This window comes from Methylobacterium sp. yr668 (assembly GCF_900116245.1).
Lineage (GTDB): Bacteria > Pseudomonadota > Alphaproteobacteria > Rhizobiales > Beijerinckiaceae > Methylobacterium.
Genome location: NZ_FOZY01000011.1, coordinates 119,962 through 137,291, shown reverse-complemented (window position 1 = coordinate 137,291; position 17,330 = coordinate 119,962). Strand labels below are relative to the sequence as shown.

The 17,330-nt window shown below is 71.7% G+C and carries 15 protein-coding genes; 7 read left to right on the top strand and 8 right to left on the bottom strand.

Annotated elements, in window-relative coordinates; translation table 11 throughout:
* Positions 1–32 precede the first annotated feature (32 nt).
* The 3 genes from BM419_RS15975 to phaZ all read right to left on the bottom strand — a co-directional run bounded on the left by BM419_RS15975 (position 33) and on the right by phaZ (position 4,584).
* Positions 33–974, bottom strand: a complete 942-nt coding sequence (locus tag BM419_RS15975; RefSeq protein WP_020093982.1) for an ABC transporter permease — start codon at positions 972–974, stop codon at positions 33–35.
* Between the two features lie 266 nt (positions 975–1,240).
* Entirely contained in the window at positions 1,241–2,827 is a 1,587-nt protein-coding gene (locus BM419_RS15970; protein ID WP_091926996.1) for an ABC transporter substrate-binding protein, read from the bottom strand.
* A gap of 479 nt (positions 2,828–3,306) precedes the next feature.
* Positions 3,307–4,584: a polyhydroxyalkanoate depolymerase gene (gene phaZ, locus BM419_RS15965; RefSeq protein ID WP_020093984.1), complete on the bottom strand. Its 1,278-nt coding sequence runs from the start codon at positions 4,582–4,584 to the stop codon at positions 3,307–3,309.
* Between the two features lie 282 nt (positions 4,585–4,866).
* Here phaZ and BM419_RS15960 point away from each other — a divergent pair, with 282 nt between their 5' ends.
* From BM419_RS15960 to purQ, 5 genes are all read left to right on the top strand, one after another.
* Positions 4,867–6,258, top strand: a complete 1,392-nt coding sequence (locus BM419_RS15960) for an ActS/PrrB/RegB family redox-sensitive histidine kinase (RefSeq protein ID WP_020093985.1) — start codon at positions 4,867–4,869, stop codon at positions 6,256–6,258.
* Positions 6,259–6,304: 46 nt separating this feature from the next.
* Positions 6,305–6,904, top strand: coding sequence for an ActR/PrrA/RegA family redox response regulator transcription factor (locus BM419_RS15955; RefSeq protein WP_012321283.1), 600 nt, complete (start codon positions 6,305–6,307; stop codon positions 6,902–6,904).
* A 114-nt stretch (positions 6,905–7,018) separates the two neighbouring features.
* Positions 7,019–7,258, top strand: a complete 240-nt coding sequence (locus tag BM419_RS15950; RefSeq protein WP_012321282.1) for a hypothetical protein — start codon at positions 7,019–7,021, stop codon at positions 7,256–7,258.
* A gap of 176 nt (positions 7,259–7,434) precedes the next feature.
* Complete coding sequence (purS, locus tag BM419_RS15945; RefSeq protein WP_091926995.1) at positions 7,435–7,674, top strand: phosphoribosylformylglycinamidine synthase subunit PurS; 240 nt, start codon at positions 7,435–7,437, stop codon at positions 7,672–7,674.
* Entirely contained in the window at positions 7,674–8,354 is a 681-nt protein-coding gene (purQ, locus tag BM419_RS15940; RefSeq protein ID WP_091681000.1) for a phosphoribosylformylglycinamidine synthase subunit PurQ, read from the top strand. Before purS ends, purQ begins: the two co-directional genes overlap by 1 nt.
* Before the next feature lie 431 nt (positions 8,355–8,785).
* On the opposite strand, the gene BM419_RS15935 is transcribed toward purQ, so the two are convergent.
* The 5 genes from BM419_RS15935 to BM419_RS15915 form a co-directional block, all read right to left on the bottom strand.
* The gene (locus BM419_RS15935; RefSeq protein ID WP_091926994.1) at positions 8,786–11,221 is read right to left on the bottom strand and encodes a penicillin-binding protein 1A; all 2,436 of its coding nucleotides are present in this window, start codon (positions 11,219–11,221) and stop codon (positions 8,786–8,788) included.
* Between the two features lie 170 nt (positions 11,222–11,391).
* Positions 11,392–12,651, bottom strand: coding sequence for an N-acetylmuramoyl-L-alanine amidase (locus BM419_RS15930; protein WP_091926993.1), 1,260 nt, complete (start codon positions 12,649–12,651; stop codon positions 11,392–11,394).
* A 136-nt stretch (positions 12,652–12,787) separates the two neighbouring features.
* Positions 12,788–13,183, bottom strand: coding sequence for a hypothetical protein (locus tag BM419_RS15925; protein WP_244540786.1), 396 nt, complete (start codon positions 13,181–13,183; stop codon positions 12,788–12,790).
* A 400-nt stretch (positions 13,184–13,583) separates the two neighbouring features.
* On the bottom strand, positions 13,584–13,940 hold the full coding sequence (locus BM419_RS15920; RefSeq protein WP_026605054.1) for a phasin: 357 nt from the start codon (positions 13,938–13,940) through the stop codon (positions 13,584–13,586).
* A gap of 330 nt (positions 13,941–14,270) precedes the next feature.
* Positions 14,271–15,542: a glycosyltransferase gene (locus tag BM419_RS15915; RefSeq protein WP_091926991.1), complete on the bottom strand. Its 1,272-nt coding sequence runs from the start codon at positions 15,540–15,542 to the stop codon at positions 14,271–14,273.
* 124 nt (positions 15,543–15,666) lie between these two features.
* Here BM419_RS15915 and BM419_RS15910 point away from each other — a divergent pair, with 124 nt between their 5' ends.
* Positions 15,667–16,932, top strand: coding sequence for a glycosyltransferase family 4 protein (locus tag BM419_RS15910; RefSeq protein WP_091926990.1), 1,266 nt, complete (start codon positions 15,667–15,669; stop codon positions 16,930–16,932).
* A gap of 211 nt (positions 16,933–17,143) precedes the next feature.
* Positions 17,144–17,320, top strand: coding sequence for a hypothetical protein (locus BM419_RS32415; RefSeq protein ID WP_165923182.1), 177 nt, complete (start codon positions 17,144–17,146; stop codon positions 17,318–17,320).
* Positions 17,321–17,330: the final 10 nt, after the last annotated feature.

Below are 17,330 nucleotides of genomic sequence, written 5' to 3'. Positions count from 1 at the left end.
GGCGCTGCTGGGGAAGGGCGCGACGGTCGCGGTCAATAGCGGATCCTCGGGTCGAGCACGGTGTAGAAGAGGTCGATGGCGAGGTTCACGAGCACGTAGACGAAGCTGAACAGCAGCACGACGCCCTGGATGACCGGGTAGTCGCGCCGCAGGATCGCGTCGACGGTGAGGCGCCCGAGGCCGGGGATCGCGAAGACCGTCTCGGTCACCACCGCACCGCCGATCAGCAACGCGATGCCGATGCCGATCACGGTGACGATCGGCACCGCGGCGTTCTTGAGGGCGTGGACGAACAGGACCGGCCCCTGCGACAGCCCCTTGGCCCGGGCCGTGCGCACGTAATCCTGCTGGAGCACGTCGAGCATGGTCGCGCGGGTCACCCGGGCGATCAGCGCGATGTAGACGAGGCCGAGCGTCACCGCCGGCAGGATCAGGTTGGACAGCCAGGGCCACACGCCCTGCTCGATCGGCGTGTAGCCCTGCACGGGCAGCCAGCCGAGCTCGAGGGCGAAGACGTAGGCCAGGATGTAGCCGACCACGAAGACCGGCACCGAGAAGCCCGTCACGGCGAGCCCCATCACGAGGCGGTCGATCAGGCTGCCGGCCTTCCAGGCGGCGACGACGCCCAGCGGCACCGCCACCACGATGGCGAAGACCAGGGTGACGAGCATCAGCGAGACGGTGGGCTGCACCCGCTGGCCGATCATGGTGGTGACCGGCAGGTTGGTGAAGATCGAGGTGCCGAGATCCCCGTGGAGGATCTGCCAGGACCATTCCCAGAACCGCACCAGGAACGGCCGGTCGAGGCCGAGCGTGGCGCGGATGCGGGCGACGTCGTCGGGGGTCGCCTGGTCGCCCGCGATGATCGCCGCCGGGTCGCCCGGGGCGAAGTAGAGGAGGCTGAAGACGAACAGCCCGACCACCGCCATGACCGGGATGGTGGCGAGGATGCGCCTGCCGATATAGCCGAGCATGGGGCCTCGCTAGGCTGTGGGCGGGAGGGCGCGGCGGGTGCGGCCGCCCCTGCCCCCCTCGCGGGTGCCGACCTTCACGCGTCCGGGTCGGGCGCGAACGCCGGCGGCGGAGCGCGACGCGCCCCCGCTCCCGTGCGGGAGAGGGACAGGAGAGGGGACCCGCGCCCCGTCCCGCGACCGCGTTGCCGAGCGCGGTATCCGAAGCCGGGAGCCCGCCCGAGAGACCGGGCGAGTCGGGCGACCCGATGTGGCGAGAGCGGGCGCCATCACGCCTTCGACACGCCCCAGGTGAAGGGGATCGGCCCCTTCACGATGCCCGAGACGTTCTTGCGCCACGCCTGGTAGCCGAGGAAGAACCCGGTGGGCACGTAGACCACGCCCTCGCAGGCGGCGGCGTTGACCTTGTCGATGGCGGCCTTCTCGGCGGCCGGGTCGGCGGCGTCGAACCACTCGGCGATGGCGGTCTCCACCGGCGGGATGTTCGGCCAGCCGAACCACGCCTTGTCGCCGCTCGCCCGCACCGCCGGGTAGCCCGCCGGATTGATGCAGTCGGCGCCCGCGTGCCAGGTGTGGAACATGTTCCAGCCGCCCTGAGACGGCGGCGCCTTGGAGGCCCGGCGGGTGCCGGTGGTGCCCCAGTCGGTGGCGACGAAGTCGACGTTGAAGCCCATCTTCTTCAGGAGGTCGGCGGTGATGTCGCCCTGCGCCTTGGTGATCCCCTGGTCCTGGGCCACGATGCAGACCACCGGCTCGCCCTTGTAGCCGGCTTCCTTGAGCAGCTTCTGGCCGAGCTTGATGTCGCCCTTGCCGACATTGCCGCCGCCCGCCTCGCTGTAGAGGGGCGTCCCCGGCGTGAAGAAGCCCGGCAGCGTCTTCCACAGGCTGTCGTCGTCGCCGACGATCGAACGCATGTAATCCTCCTGGCTCATCGCGGTCATGACGGCCTGGCGGATCTTCGGGTTGTCGAAGGGCGGGTGCAGGTGGTTCATCCGGAACGACCCGACATTGCCCAGCGGGTCGGCGATATCGACGTTGAGGCTGCTGTTCTTGCGCAGGAGCGGCACGAGGTCGGAGATCGGGTTCTCCCACCAGTCGACCTCGCCGTTCTGCAGGGCCGCCGAGGCGGTGGCGGCGTCCGGCATGATCACCCACTCGACCCGGTCGACCAGCATGCGCTTGCCGCCCGCGAGCCAGGAATTCGGCTCGTCGCGGGGCTTGTAGTCGGTGAAGGTCTCGAACACCGCCCGGGCGCCCGGCACCCACTCGTTGCGGACGAACTTCATCGGGCCCGAGCCGACATACTCGGTGATCTGCGTGAACGGGTCGGTCTTGGCGATCCGCTCCGGCATCATCAGCGCCATCGGCGCGTTGGTCTTGCCGAGCGCGTAGAGCAGCTTCGGGAACGGCTTCTTCAGGCGCCACTGGAAGGTCCTGTCGTCGGTCGCCGCGAGGTCGTCCTGGATGCCGCGGATCATCAGGCCGATCGGGTCACGAGCCATCCAGCGGGTGAGGCTCGCCACCACGTCCTTGGCGAAAACCGGCTCGCCGTCGTGCCACTTCAGGCCGGGACGCAGCCGGAAGGTCCAGGTGAGCTTGTCGCCCGAGACCTCCTCGGACTCGACCATCTGGCGCTGCGGCTTCAGCTGCGCGTCGACGCCGTAGAGCATGTCCCAGACGAGGGTGCCGGCGTTGCGCACCACGTACTGGGTCCCCCAGATCGGGTCGAAATTCGCGAGGTTCGCCTGCGGCACGAAGCGCAGGACCTTGCCGCCCTGCGCGAGGGCCGGCCGCGCGAGCTGCGGCGCAGCCAAACCGAGCGCAGCCGAACCCTTGAGAAAGGTCCTGCGGTCCATCGTCTTCTCCCTGGCGGTGCGGATCTCAAGCATCGGTCGCCGGCCCGCACCTTGCGGGCGAGTTTGAACGGTTCTGATGCGCGGGCGCAATGGCCCGTGGTGACAACGACGTCCGGGCGCGCGTCCGCACCGCCGCCGGCCTCGGGGCGACGGCGGCATGGAGAGGGGCTGTGTCGGTGCGGCTCGAACTCACGGGCCGCGTCTCGCAAGGCCCGCGCCAGCCCGGCCGTCACTGCGTTATGTATTCATGATCGCGGAGCGCGCGGCGTCTCGGTCGACATGTCCCGCACCGTCATCGCGAGCGCAGCGATGACGGCTATGCCGACTTCATCGATCGGAAACGGGATCGCACAGCGTTTCGCAGCTCGGGATCGAGCGTGAGGCCGGAGATCCCCTCGCCCTTCGGCCCGCGCTGTGTGAGTCCGCGAGCCCCCCGCGGAGGAGGGCCAGCCGGGGCGGCGGGCACCGGAATGGACGCCTCAGCCCACCTGCCGCAGGTGGCCGCCCCGCGCGCCCGGAACCGCCTGCATGGCGCGGATGAAGGCCGCGATGCGGGGGGCGATCACCGACCGGTAGCGCGAGCCGTTGAACACCCCGTAATGGCCGACGCCGGCCTGGAGGTGGTAGGCCTTGCGCGCCTCCGGAAGGTTCGGCGTCAGGTCGAGGGCCGCCTTGGTCTGGCCGACGCCGGAGATGTCGTCGTTCTCGCCCTCGACCGCCAGGATCGCGCAACGGCGGATGGCGCCGAGATCGACCGGCGTGCCGCGGTGCGTCATCTGTCCCGTCGGCAGGGCGTGGTCGACGAACACGGTCTGCACGGTCTGGAGGTAGTACTCGGCCGTCAGGTCCATCACCGCGAGGTACTCGTCGTAGAACTCGCGGTGCTTCTCGGCCGAGTCGCCGTCGCCCGTCACCAGATGGTCGAACATGTCCGAATGGGCGGTGACGTGGCGGTCGAGGTTCATCGCCATGAAGCCCGACAGCTGCAGGAAGCCCGGATAGACCCGGCGCCAGGCGCCCGGGTAGATCGGCGGCACGAGGCTGATCGTGTTCTGCTCGAACCACTTCTGGCCACGCTCCTGCGCGAGGCAGTTCACCGCGGTGGGCGAGCGGCGGGTGTCGATCGGGCCGCCCATCAAGGTCATGGAGGTCGGCACCGCCGGCTCGTCGGCCGCCTCCATCAGCGCCACCGCGGCGAAGACCGGCACCGCCGGCTGGCACACCGCCATGACGTGCAGGTCCGGCCCCAGGACCGCGAACATCTCCTGCAGGTAGTCGATGTAGTCGTCGAGATCGAACTGGCCCGCGAAGAGCGGCACCATCCGGGCGTCGGTCCAGTCGGTGATGAACACGCGATGGTTCGGCAGCATCGCCTCGACGGTGCCGCGCAGCAGCGTGGCGTAGTGCCCCGACATCGGCGCGACGATCAGCAGCTTGGGCTGCGGCTCCGCGGGGGCCGCCGGGAACGCGCGGTCGAAGGCGATCAGGCGGCAGAACGGCCGCTCCCAGACCACCCGCTCGGTGACCGGGACCGCCGCGCCGTCCACCACCGTCTCGGTGAAGCCGAAGGCGGGCTTGCCGTACTGGCGGGTGACGCGCTCGAACATCTCGCAGCCGGCGCTGACCGCGCGGGCATAGGGTCCGTAGGCCAGGGGATTGCCCGGCATCTGCAGCCCGTAGCGGGTGAGGTCGGCGGCGACGCGGGCGGGTGCCATCAGGGCGCGCGCGCCCTCGTACAGGGAATAGGCCAGCAGCATCGTCACCTCGCGGTCTCGCTCCGGCCGCGGGCATCGAGCCGCGCGGCCCATACCCCCTGCAACCCGAGTCGGTAGGATAATGCTCCACCCTGAACGCGGGCGGAACATCCCGGAGCTGCGGCGACTTGCCTGTGACCACGTCCGCGGGCGATCGTCCGCCAGCGACGACGTGTCCGGGGCGGTGTGCCGGGATTCCCATCGCCGCGTCATGCGAAGGGAGTCCACGGGACGCCGCGCCGGCGGGTCCGTCCGGCGACGCACCGATACAGCCCGTTACAGCCCATGCCCGATACCGATCTCAGCGGCCTCGGTCGCGACGCGCGACACCTGCGGCTCGACACCTTCGTCCGCCTGCGCTGGCTCGCGATCACGGGCCAGAGCGCGGCGGTCGTCGGGGCGCAGTTCGGCCTCGGCCTGCCGCTGCCGTTCGGCTGGTGCTTCCTGGTGATCGCCACCTCGTCCTGGCTGAACCTCGCCCTGCGGATCCGCTTCCCGGCGAGCTACCGGCTCAGCGACGATTCCGCGGCCCTGCTCCTCGCCTTCGACATCGTGCAGCTCGCGGCCCTGCTGTTCCTCACGGGCGGGCTCCAGAACCCGTTCTCGCTGCTGTTCCTCGCCCCCGTGCTGATCTCCGCCACCGCCCTGCCCCCCGAGCGGACCCTGGCGCTGGGCCTCCTGGCGGTGGGCCTCGCGACGCTGCTCGCCCTGGTGCACCGGCCCCTGCCCTGGTTCGCGGACGGGCGGATCGAGCTGCCGTTCCTGTACGTCTCCGGCGTCTGGACCGCGATCCTCCTCGGCACCGCCTTCACGGGCGTCTACGCGTGGCGGGTCGCCGAGGAGACCCGGCTCCTCGCCCAGGCGCTCGCCGCCACCGAGCTGGTGCTCGCCCGCGAGCAGCACCTGTCGCAGCTCGACGGGCTCGCGGCCGCGGCTGCCCACGAATTGGGCACGCCGCTGGGCACGATCATGGTGGTGACCAAGGAGCTGATCCGCCAGCTCGGCCCCACCGCCTCGCCGGCGGTGGCGGAGGATCTCAACCTGCTGCGCGAGCAGGTCGACCGCTGCCGCGGCATCCTCGGCAAGCTGACCTCCCTCGACGGGGACGGGGCCGGGGCCGGCTTCCTGGAGACGGTGACGTTCAGCCACCTCGTGGAGGAGCTGGTGGCGCCGCAGCGGGCACTCGGCGCTGCCCTCGCCGTCACCAGCGCCGGCGAGGGGCCGGAGCCGGCCTGCCGGCGCAACCCGGGCGTCATGTTCGGGCTCGCCAACATCCTCGACAACGCCGTCGACTTCGCCGAGGCCGGCGTCACCGTCGAGGGGCGCTGGACGCCCGACCGGGTCTGGATCGAGATCCGCGACGACGGCCCGGGCTTCTCCAGCGAGGTGCTGCTGCGGGCGGGCGAGCCCTACGTGACCACCCGCAGCCACGACCGGCCGCAATCCGGTGGGACCGTGGGGGCCGGCCTCGGCCTCGGGCTGTTCATCGCCAAGACCCTGATCGAGCGCTCGGGAGCGCAGCTCGCCCTGATGAACGTCGCGGCGCCGGACGCCCACGGGGCGATCGTGCGCGTCTCCTGGGCCCGGCACATCTTCGAGCGCGGCGCCGCGCCGCGACATTCTCCGGAACTCAGTATCCGCGCCCCCCTGCCACCGGGCGATGCCGTACCTATATGAGGGACAGACCAAGAACCCGACGACGAAAACGCGAAAGGAGTGCCGGATGCTCACGCAGCCCGGGACCTCGGCGGCGACCGACCCCGCCGTGATCAACGATGCCGATCCGCTGGCCGCCTTCTCCGACCGCAGCCTGCTGATCGTCGACGACGACAAGCCCTTCCAGACCCGCCTCGCGCGCGCCATGGAGAGCCGCGGCTACCACGTGCAGGTGGCCGACAGCGTCGCGGACGGCGTCTCCGCCGTCGAGGCGCGCGCGCCCGCCTTCGCGGTGATCGACATGCGCCTCGGCGACGGCAATGGCCTCGACGTGATCGCCCGCCTCAAGGAGCGCCGGCCCGAGGCCCGCGGCGTGATCCTCACCGGCTACGGCAACATCGCCACCGCGGTCACCGCGGTGAAGCTCGGCGCCTTCGACTACCTCGCCAAGCCCGCCGACGCCGACGAGATCCACGGCACGCTGATGGCGCAGCCGGGCGAGCGGGCCGACCCGCCCGAGAACCCGATGTCGGCCGACCGGGTCCGCTGGGAGCACATCCAGCGCGTCTACGAGCTGTGCAGCCGCAACGTCAGCGAGACCGCCCGGCGCCTCAACATGCATCGGCGGACCCTGCAGCGGATCTTGGCCAAGCGCGCGCCGCGCTGAGGCCGGACCGCTCCGGCGCCGTCCGGTCGGTTGCATCGCCCCGCCTCTGTGGGCTAGCTGCGCGGGTCCCGGACGGTTCGTCCGGGGCCCGAAATCTTTTCGAGGGCGGATCTCGTGAACGGGCGCAACGCCATCACCATCATCAGCATGATGGTCCTCGTCGGCACCGAGGTGTTCGCCGTGGCCATCGCGGCGGGCTGGGCCATCGCGGGCATCTTCGATCTCGGCGACCGGGTCGGGCACGTCCTAATGGGGCTGTTCAGCCTGTTCGCGGCCTGGATCATGCTCCAGCTCTGGCGCCGGGCGACCAGCATCGAGCCCCTGCGGGGCCCGGCTCCGGCGGCGCATCGCTGAACGAGCGCGCACGGGCGACTTTTCCGTTCAAGTTGCATCCAGCAGCGGAATGATCCCTATGCGTGCGGCGTGTTCGACAGTGCGCCGGCCTTCCTGTTAGAAGCGACCGGCGACGGTCTGTGTGACGTTGTCGCAGGTCACACCCCCGTCCTGACACGCGTGAGACCCGTAGATCCATGAAAGCCCGTATCATCGTCACCCTGAAGACCGGTGTGCTGGACCCGCAGGGCAAGGCGATCGAGGCCGCCCTCAGGTCCCTCGGCATCGAGGGCGTCGACGGCGTCCGTCAGGGCAAGGTCTTCGACATTGAGGTGTCGGCAGTCGACGGCGCCGCCGCCGAGGCGACGCTGCGCACGGCCTGCGAGAAGCTCTTGGCCAACACCGTCGTCGAGAACTACGCGATCGAGATCCTCTGATGCACGCCGCGGTCGTCGTCTTCCCGGGTTCCAACCGCGAGTCGGACGTCGTCCGGGCCCTGCGGCGCTCCGGCGCGCAGGTGAGCCTCGTCTGGCACGCGGACCACGCGCTCCCCGCCGGCACCGACCTCGCCGTCCTGCCCGGCGGCTTCTCGTACGGCGACTACCTGCGCTGCGGCGCCATCGCCGGCCGGGCCGCGGCCATGGACGCGGTCCGGGCCCACGCGGCCCGCGGCGGCCTCGTGCTCGGTATCTGCAACGGCTTCCAGATCCTGTGCGAATCGGGCCTGCTGCCCGGCGTGCTGATGCGCAACATCGACCGGCGCTTCATCTGCCACCGGCAGACGCTCCGGGTGGAGCGCACCGACACCCGCTTCACCAGCGCCTACACCCAGGGCCAGGTGATCGACGTCTGCGTCGCCCACGGCGAAGGCAACTACTTCGCCGATCCCGAGACCCTGGCGCGGATCGAGGGCGAGGGCCGGGTCGCCTTCCGCTACTGCGACGCGACCGGCGCGATCACCGTCGAGGCGAACCGCAACGGCTCCCTCAACGCCATCGCGGGCGTCCTGTCGGAGACCGGGAACGTCCTCGGGATGATGCCGCACCCGGAGAACTTCGTCGAGGATCTGGTCGGCGGGACCGACGGGCGCGGGCTTTTCGACAGTCTAGCGGCCTGAGATCGACGCGCGAAAACGCACCTTAACTCCGCATTAAGGTTTTCGAGGCATAAACAGGCATCCAGTGATCTGGATGTCGAGTTGGACATGTTGGTCCGCTCTGTTTTGATGCCTCCCTGATGACTCCTCGAGCCGCTCCCTCCGGGGCGGCTTTTTTCTATGCGCCTGCGGAGCGCGACGCGGGTCGGTGCCGAGGGGCGGGTCTCGCCCGAGAACGGCCCGCGCGGACTTGGCCGCCGCACCTTCCGGCTCTTCGGGCAAAGCTGCGCGATCCCGGACGGCGCCGGTCGCGATCGCGGGCCTCTCGCCCCGGCGATGACCCGTCCGTCGCACCGTCGCCCCGGATCCGTAACGCGAAAGCCCAGGCCGGGCGGACCCGACCTGGGCTGAGAGCGATCTCGGCTGACAGCGGCTGGGCGGGGCGAGCCGCCTCAGTACAATCCGCCGGCCTGAGCGGCCCGGTCGGGATCGGGCGCGACCGCCGCCGGGGCGGCCGCCTGGCCGCCACCGCCGCCGGAGGACGGTGCCGAGTAGGAATCCGGCGGCGCGGTGCCCGGCTTGAACGCCTCCAGGATCGTCCCGGCGCCCTCCCCCGAGCCGGCGCGGGTGCCGCTCGCGAGGTTGATGCGGATCAGCTTGATGCCCGGGGGCACGCGGAACGGCGTCGGCGGCTTGTCCTTGAGGGCCGTCTTCAGGAACTCCAGGGCGATCGGCGCCGCCAGGCCGCCGCCGGTGGCGCGGTCGCCGAGCGAGCGGGGCTTGTCGAAGCCGATATAGATGCCGACCGCCAGGTCCGGCGAGAAGCCCACGAACCACGCGTCCTTGGCGTCGTTCGTCGTGCCGGTCTTGCCGGCGAGCGGCTTGCCGATCTGCTTCAGGATCGTGGCGGTGCCGCGCTGGACCACGCCCTCCATGATCGAGACCATCTGGTAGGCGGTCAGCGGGTCGAGCACCTGCTCGGAATCGTCCACCAGCTTCGGCTCGTCCTGGCCCGACCACTTCTCGGCGTCGCAGCCGATGCACTTGCGGTTGTCGTGCCGGTAGATCGTCTCGCCGATGCGGTCCTGGATCCGGTCGATCAGGGTCGGCCGGATGCGCCGGCCGCCGTTGGCCAGCATCGAGTAGGCGGTGACCATGCGCATGACCGTGGTCTCGCCCGCGCCGAGCGACATGGGCAGCACCGGCAGCATGTCGTCGTAGACGCCGAAGCGGCGGGCGTACTCGGCGATGAGCGGCATGCCGACATCCTTGGCGAGCCGGACCGTCATCAGGTTCTTCGAGTGCTCGATGCCGTAGCGCAGGGTGTGCGGGCCGCCCGACTTGCCGTCGTAGTTCGAGGGCGTCCAGGCTTCCTGGCCGGGGCCGGCCTCGATGGTGATCGGGGTGTCCTGGATGATCGAGGCGGGGGTGTAGCCGTTGTCCAGCGCCGCCGAGTAGACGATCGGCTTGAACGAGGAGCCGGGCTGGCGCATCGCCTGGGTGGCGCGGTTGAACTCGGACTCGTCGTACGAGAAGCCGCCGACCATCGCGTGCACGCGGCCCGTGTTCGGGTCCATGGCCACGATGGCGCCCGAGACCTCGGGCTTCTGGCGCAGGCGGAACTGGCCGCGGCCGCCGTCCATCGCCTCGACATAGACCATGTCGCCGGGCTGGAGATTGGCGCGGCCGGCCCAGCGCATGCCCTCGGGGACGATCACGCCGGTCTCGCGGTCTTTGCCGACCTGGCCGGAGGCCTCGCGCCGGGGCTGCAGGCCGATCTGCACGCCGCCGCCGCCGTTGCCCAGCACCACGGCGAGCCGCCAGGGCGCCACGTCGCCGAGCGCCGGAACCTCGGCCGCCGCCATGCCCCAGTCGCGCCCGGTCAGGTCGACCTTGGTGACTGGACCGCGCCAGCCATGGGCCTGGTCGTACCGCACGAGGCCGTCGACCAGCGCCTTGCGGGCCCAGGCCTGCATCTTCGGGTCGAGGGTCGTGCGCACCGAGAGGCCGCCCTCGTAGAGCTTCTTCTCGCCGTAGCGCTCGGAGATCTCGCGGCGGACCTCCTCGGTGAAGTAGTTGGCGTTGGCGGCGTTCGGGAAGGCGACGCGCGGGTTGACGCCGAGCGGCATCTTCTTGGCGGCGTCCGCCTCCTCGCGGGTGATGTAGCCGTTCTCCGCCATCAGGCGGATGATCTCGTTGCGGCGGTCGAGGGCCGCCTGGGTCTTGCGGTAGGGGTGGTAGTTGTTCGGCCCCTTCGGCAGGGCGGCGAGGTAGGCCGCCTCGTTGATGGTCAGCTCGTGGACCGACTTGCCGAAATAGTCGAGCGCGGCCGCCGCGACGCCGTGCAGGTTGCGGCCGGGCACGATCGTGCCGAGGAAGATCTCGTTGAGGTAGAGCTCGAGGATCTTGTCCTTCGAGTAGGCCGCCTCGATCCGGAGCGCCAGCAGCGCCTCCTTGATCTTGCGGTCGTAGGTCTGCTCGGAGGAGAGCAGGAAGTTCTTGGCGACCTGCTGGGTGATGGTCGAGGCGCCCTGCCGCTTGCCCGACTTGGCGTTGGTCAGGAAGGCGCGCACGATCCCCTCGGGGTCGATGCCGCCGTGCTTGTAGAAGTTCTTGTCCTCGGCCGACAGGAAGGCCGCGACGACGATCTTCGGCATCGCCTGGATCGGCAGGTACAGCCGGCGCTCGCGGGCGTACTCGGCCAGCAGCGAGCCGTCCGCCGCGTGGACGCGGGTCATCACCGGCGGCTCGTAATTGGAGAGCGCGGCGTGGTCGGGCAGGTCCTGGCTGTACTTCCAGTAGAAGTAACCGCCCACCGCCGCGCCGACCACGAACAGCACCGCGGCGGCGCTGAACAGGATCCCAAAGAAACGGAGGATCAGACGCATCCGGTGTTCCGCTCGTCGCTGGCCCGGCCGAATGCCGGAATCGGCTCATCCGGCGCGTGCACCCCGCGCGCTGCGCGGCCGGCCCCCGGACGGTCCCGTGAGACCCCCTCGGAATGCCGGTTTCGGCGGCCGTGCGACGGGGCGTCGGACGTCCCGTATCGACACTCTATCTATGGTGAAACTGGGGCGGCGGCGGCCGCGCGGCGCGTCGGGGCCGGCCGGCCGAGCGTGGCGCGGTTGGTGAAGAACTGGTCGATCGCCTTGGCCATGGAGCCGGTGACGTCGGCCCGCCACTCCGGCGATTGCAGCATCTCCAGGTCGCGCTTGCTGGAGAGATAGCCGAGTTCCACGAGCACGCTCGGCACGTCGGGGGAGCGCAGCACCACGAAGCGCGCCTCCCGGTGGGGCTTGGCGCTCATCTTCATCACGGGGGCGAGCTGGCCCATCAGCGAGCGGGCGAAGCCCGACGAGAAGCCCCGAGTCTCGCGCAGGGTCAGCTCCTGCAGGATGTCGGCGATGTCCGGCGGCGCCTCGGCGGCGTCGACGCCCGCGGCGGAATCCGCCCGGTTCTCGCGCTCGGCGAGCTTGGCGGATTCGGCGTCCGTGGCCTTCTCGGAATTGGTGTAGATCGTGGCGCCGCTCACCTGGGGCGCCGCCGAGATCGAGTCCGCGTGGATCGACACGAACAGGTCGGCCCTGGCGTCGCGGGCGAGGCGCACCCGCTCGGCCAGCGGCACGAACACGTCGCGGTCGCGGGTCATGCGGACCCGGTAGCGGCCGCCCGCCTCCAGCCTCGCCACGAGGGCCTGGGCGAAGCCGAACACGATGTCCTTCTCGAACACGCCGCCCACCGCGATGGCGCCGGGATCGGTGCCGCCGTGGCCGGCATCGACCATGATCAGCGGCCGCTGGTCGGCGGGCTCCGGCGGGGCGGCGCGGGCCTGGGCGGGGGCGGGATCGGCGGTGGCGGCGGCCTTGCGGAACGCCTCGCGGTCGGCGCGCTGCAGCGGGATCGTGAGCAGCACCGCGCCGTCGCGCGGCCGCGTCGCGGTCTCGATCTTCCCGACGGTGGCGGGCGCGGTGAGGTCGATCACGATGCGGGACCGCCCGGGCGCGAACAGGCCGTAGCGGAAGCTCTGCACGAGGCCGTCGCGGCGGCTGCCGGTCCCGGAATCGAGCTGGAAGTTGACCTCGGGCAGGTCGATCACCGCCCGGTCGGGCCGCTCCATCACGAAGCCGCGTGCCTCGACGGCCCGGGACAGAGTCAGGGTGAGGCGCGTGGTGCCGGCCTGGCTCGCGACGTCGGCCCCGATGGCGATGGCCGGCTTCTCGCCGTTCTGCGCGGCAGCCGGCATCCCCGTCAGCGCCGGCAGGAGCGCGACGGCGAGGCGGAGCCATGCGGAACGGATCAGGCGCGCGCAGTTCGGCATCGGTCCGGTGTCGTCTCCCTTGCCCTCCGTTAAGGCATGGGACCGGCTTGGTTAACGGGTCGTTGCCGCCGCGGGTTCGATCGGGCCGGCCTTGTGGCCGGGATGCGACAAGTCCCGGCCGCCCGGGCGCCGCGCCTCAGCGGTACGCGACGACCCGGCTCGCCTGCCCGACCACCGTGACCCAGCAGGTCAGGGACGCGTCGGCGGCCCGCTGGACCTCGCCGACCTGCAGACGGATGACGTCGGCCGGCGAGCGGGCACCCGAGAGCGCCCGCAGGTGCGCGACGGCCGCCTCGCCCTCGCCGCGCACGTAGCGGGCGATGATCGAGCCGATCTCGACGACGTCGAGGCGGTCGGGGGTGAAGCTGATTCGGTTCGCGGCCGCGACGAGTCCCGGACCCGCGCCCGGCACCGGCGGGGGGGCGATGTCGATCACCGCCCCGGTTCCGGACTCGGCTTCGGACCGGGCTTCGAACTCGGCTTCGGACGTCGTCGCGGCGGCTGTGGCCACCGGGTCGGACGGGACGTCCACCGCGCCGTCGGGCGCGGTCTCGGCGCCGGTCCGGACGGCCTCGGCGAAGTGGTCAGGCGATTGGTCAGGCGCCGGAGCGGGCGCTTGAGCGGGTTCATCCGCCGCGATCGGGGCGGCTGCGGCCTGGATCTCGGGGGGGCCCGACGCGTCCTGCAACGGCTGGGGCGTCCCGGCGGGACGGCTCCTCGGTCGACGCGGCTTTCCCATCGCGCGATCTCCTCCTGTCGGCGTCGGCCCGTCTCGACGGAGCGGCGGCCGGAGGTCGTGCGCGGCCGGCTCGCCGGCGGTGTCGGCGCCGGGCCCGTGACGCCCGGGCGTCAGAGCGGGGGATCCGGCGGGCCTGGACGGCCCTGCCGGATCCCGGTCTTCGTGCCCCGATCGCGGACCGGGGCGGCCGGCCTCAGCGGGCGGCGGCGTTCTGCGCCAGGGTGCCGTAATCCTTGGCCTGGGCCTGGAGCGCGGCGAACTGGCTGCGGACGAACTCGGACTGGAGCTCGAACGCCTCGCGGAGATCCTTCGTGCGCACCAGCTTCTGGGCGAAGTCGAAGGTCGCGTTGGCGTTGGCCTGCGCGTGATCGAACCCCTTCGCGACCGCGGCGCTGAGGGTCGACTGGAAGGTCTGGCCCGAGGCCTGGACCTGCTCGGCGGCCTTCACGGCGTTCGCCATCATGGTGCCGACGGCGGTCCGGGCCTGGTCGACGCTCTTGTCGGCGAAGTCGCGCATCTCGGTCGGGATCTCGAAGTTCGGGGTCTGCATCGATGTCTCCAGCATCATCCTTGGAGCGGGACGCCGCATGCGTCCGCGTTGACGCCCCTCTATATGTTGCACTGCAACAAGAAGTCAAGTGCAGGTTCGGGGCGCACTCACGGATCTGGAGGCCCGATAAAGTTCCGATCCGATGATGTCACGAAGTCATCGACACGGTGCCACGGCCCGATAGCAGGTTGCGAGCAAGCTACACCATTGACTCAGTCGGCTAAGATTGCTGATCCCGGCGGAAAACCGATTGGCAAAAAACTATCTCCCTGTCCAGAGGGGCGCGAACGGATCGTGAATTCTTCTGGTATACCAAGCGCATCGGAGGAGTCAGGACCGTTGCTCCAGGGCGAGCGCGGGTGGATGCTGCATCGCACCGGCCGCCGATTCGGCCAGGCCGGCGTAGAGCGCGCGGAGCGCCGCCGTGTGCGCCGCCAGACCCATCGGGGCCACCCGGAAGAGGCGGCGCGCCTCGGCCCCGAGGGCGGTCGCCAGGGCGTCGTCCCGGAGCGCCGCGAACGCCTCGGCGAGGGGCGCGATCTCCGGCGCGACCACGAAGCCGGTCCGGCCGTGCCGGACCTTCTCGGCGGCGCCGGAGCGGTCGGAAGCCACGACCGGAATGCCGGCCGCCAGCGCCTCGTAGACCGTGAGCGGCCCGGTCTCGTACCAGCGGGAGGGCGCGGCGAGCGCCCGGGCGCGGGCCCGGAGCGTCGCCCAGACCGCCTCGGGCCGCTGCCAGCCGATCACCTCGACGCCGTCCCGGGCGCGCAGCTCCGCCTCCAGGGGGCCGGCGCCGATGAACAGGGCCGGGAGCCCCGCGGCGCGGGCGGCGTCGGCCACGAGGTCGGCGCCCTTCTCGCGGGTGAGGCGCCCCACATAGGCGATCGCGTCGCCGCGGGCGGGCTCGGCCGCCGGCCCGTCCGGGAGCCGGACGGGATTGTCGATCCTGTGATGCGTCAGTGCGTAGCCGCCGAGGAGGGCGCCGAGCCGCTGGCGGCTGGCGTCGCAGACATGGACGACGTGGAGCGGGCGGCGTCGGCTGGCCCGGCCGACGACCTGACGCAGCGCCGCGGCGCGGGCGACCCGCACGGCCTTGTGCACCCGGCTGCGCGGGTCGCAGGGCGCCGCCAGGCAGGCGGCCGACAGGGGCGCGAGCCCGCAGGGCTCGGCCCGGTCGAAGCGGTAGTAGACGCCGTTCGGGCAGGCCAGGGCGTAGTCGTGCAGCGTGACGACCAGCGGCACCCCGGTCTCCGACAGGACCGGGACGATCGCCGGCGACAGGGTCCGGGTCCACTGGTGCAGGTGGATGCAGTCCGGCGGCGCCGCGAGGCCGGCGAGGACGGCGGCGAGCTGGCGGGCGGCGGCCGCGTGCCAGATCCCGGCGGCCGCGGCCCGCGCGGCGCCGAGCGACCAGATGTCGGGCAGGCCGAGGTCGATCCGGCGGATGCCGGCATGGTCGAGGAGCGGGTCGACGGGACCCGGGATCGCCTGGATGTAGGTGACGCCGAGGCCGGCCTCGGCAAGCCCGCGGGCCGATTCGAGCGCGACCTTCTCGGCGCCGCCGCTGGCGGCCGCGAACTCGGCCAGGATCACGACGTGCACGGTGAACCCTCCCGAGGATCGATCGCTCTCGCGCGCCGGGAGGATGGGGCAGACCGGTTTACGGGCGATCAACCGCGGCCGGATACAGCTGTCGGTCCCGGATCGCAGCGGCGGAAGTCCTGACGTGCACGTCGTCCTCGTCGCAGACCACGCCGCGATCAACGGCGGCCAGGCCAAGGTCGCCATCGAATCCGCCCTGGGGCTCGCCGCCCGGGGGGTCCGCGTCAGCCTGTTCGCCGCGGTCGGCCCGGTGGACCCGCGGCTCGAGCCGGCCGGCGTCCGGGTGGTCTGCCTGGACCAGGACGACGTCACCACGGCGCGCAGCAAGCTCGCCTTCGCGGCCCAGGCGATCTGGAACGGGCCGGCCTGCCGCGCCCTGGCGGCGGAACTCGCCGCCTGCGATCCCAGCGACACGCTGGTCCACGTCCACGCCTTCGCCAAGGCGCTGTCGCCGTCGATCGGCACCGCGCTCCGGGCCTCGGGGCTGCCCTGCCTCTACACGATGCACGAGTTCTTCCTCGTCTGCCCGACCGGCGGCTTCTACGCCTACCCGGAGCAGCGGATCTGCCACCGCACCCCGATGTCGCCCGCCTGCATCGTGGCGAACTGCGACGCGCGCAGCTACCCGCGCAAGGTGGCCCGGATGGTCCGCCACGCCGGCCTCGCCCACGTGGCCCGGCTGCCGGAGCTGTTCGCCCACGTCATCACGATCAGCGACCTGCAGGAGAGCGTCGTGCGGCCGCTCCTGCCCCGCGGCACCGCCTTCCACCGGGTCGACAACCCCATCGCGGTGGCGCCGGCGCCGGTCCACGACGGGCCGCCGGGCGACTTCCTGTTCGTCGGGAGGATCTCCACCGAGAAGGGCGCGCCGATCTTCGCCGAGGCGGCCCGCCGGGCGGGCGTGCGGGCGGCCTTCGTGGGCGACGGCCCCGAGCGGGCCGACCTCGCCGCGCGCTATCCCGAGGCGGTGATGCTCGGCTGGCGCGACGCCGCGGCCGTGCAGGTGCTGATGCGGCGGGCCCGGGCGCTGGTCTTCCCGAGCGTCTGGTACGAGGGCCAGCCGCTCACCGTCTACGAGGCGCTGGCCTGCGGCGCGCCGGTGATCGTGAGCGACGCCTGCGCGGGCCGCGAGGCCGTGGCCGACGGCGAGACCGGATTCTGGTTCCGCTCGGGCGACCCGGACGACCTCGCCGCGCACCTGCGCCGCCTGACCGACGACGGCCTCGCCGCCCGGATGGGCCGGGCCGCGCACGAGCGCTACTGGGCCGCGCCCCTGACCCTGGACACCCATCTCGACCGTCTCGAGGCCGTCTACGGGACGGTCCTGCGCGAGGCCGCGGCCCGCGTGCCGGCCCGCGGCCCGCTCGGGCGGCCGTTCGCGACCGCCTGAGGACGATTCCGCTGCGCACGTCCTCGCGAGCGCGGCGGAGCAATCCAGGGCAGCGGGTCGCCTCGGCACGCGGCGCGGTTCTGCGTCGCTTCGCTGCGCGCGCGATGACGGCACGCGCCGATCAGGCCCGAAAGATCGGAAACACCCGCCCTCCCTCGCGTTGATGCCCACCGGCACCCTTGCGTGCCTCCGTCACGGACGAGCGAGCGACATGGCCGAGACCCACAAGCCGAACGAGACCAAGCCGGGCTTCCAGCAGGGCAGCGCCAAGCCGGGCGACGCCAAGAACCCCGACAACAAGCAGGAGAAGCTGAACGAGCGCCTGGACGACGCCCTGGAGGAGACCTTCCCGTCGAGCGACCCGGTCTCGGTGAAGGTCACCAAGTAGGTCCCGCGCG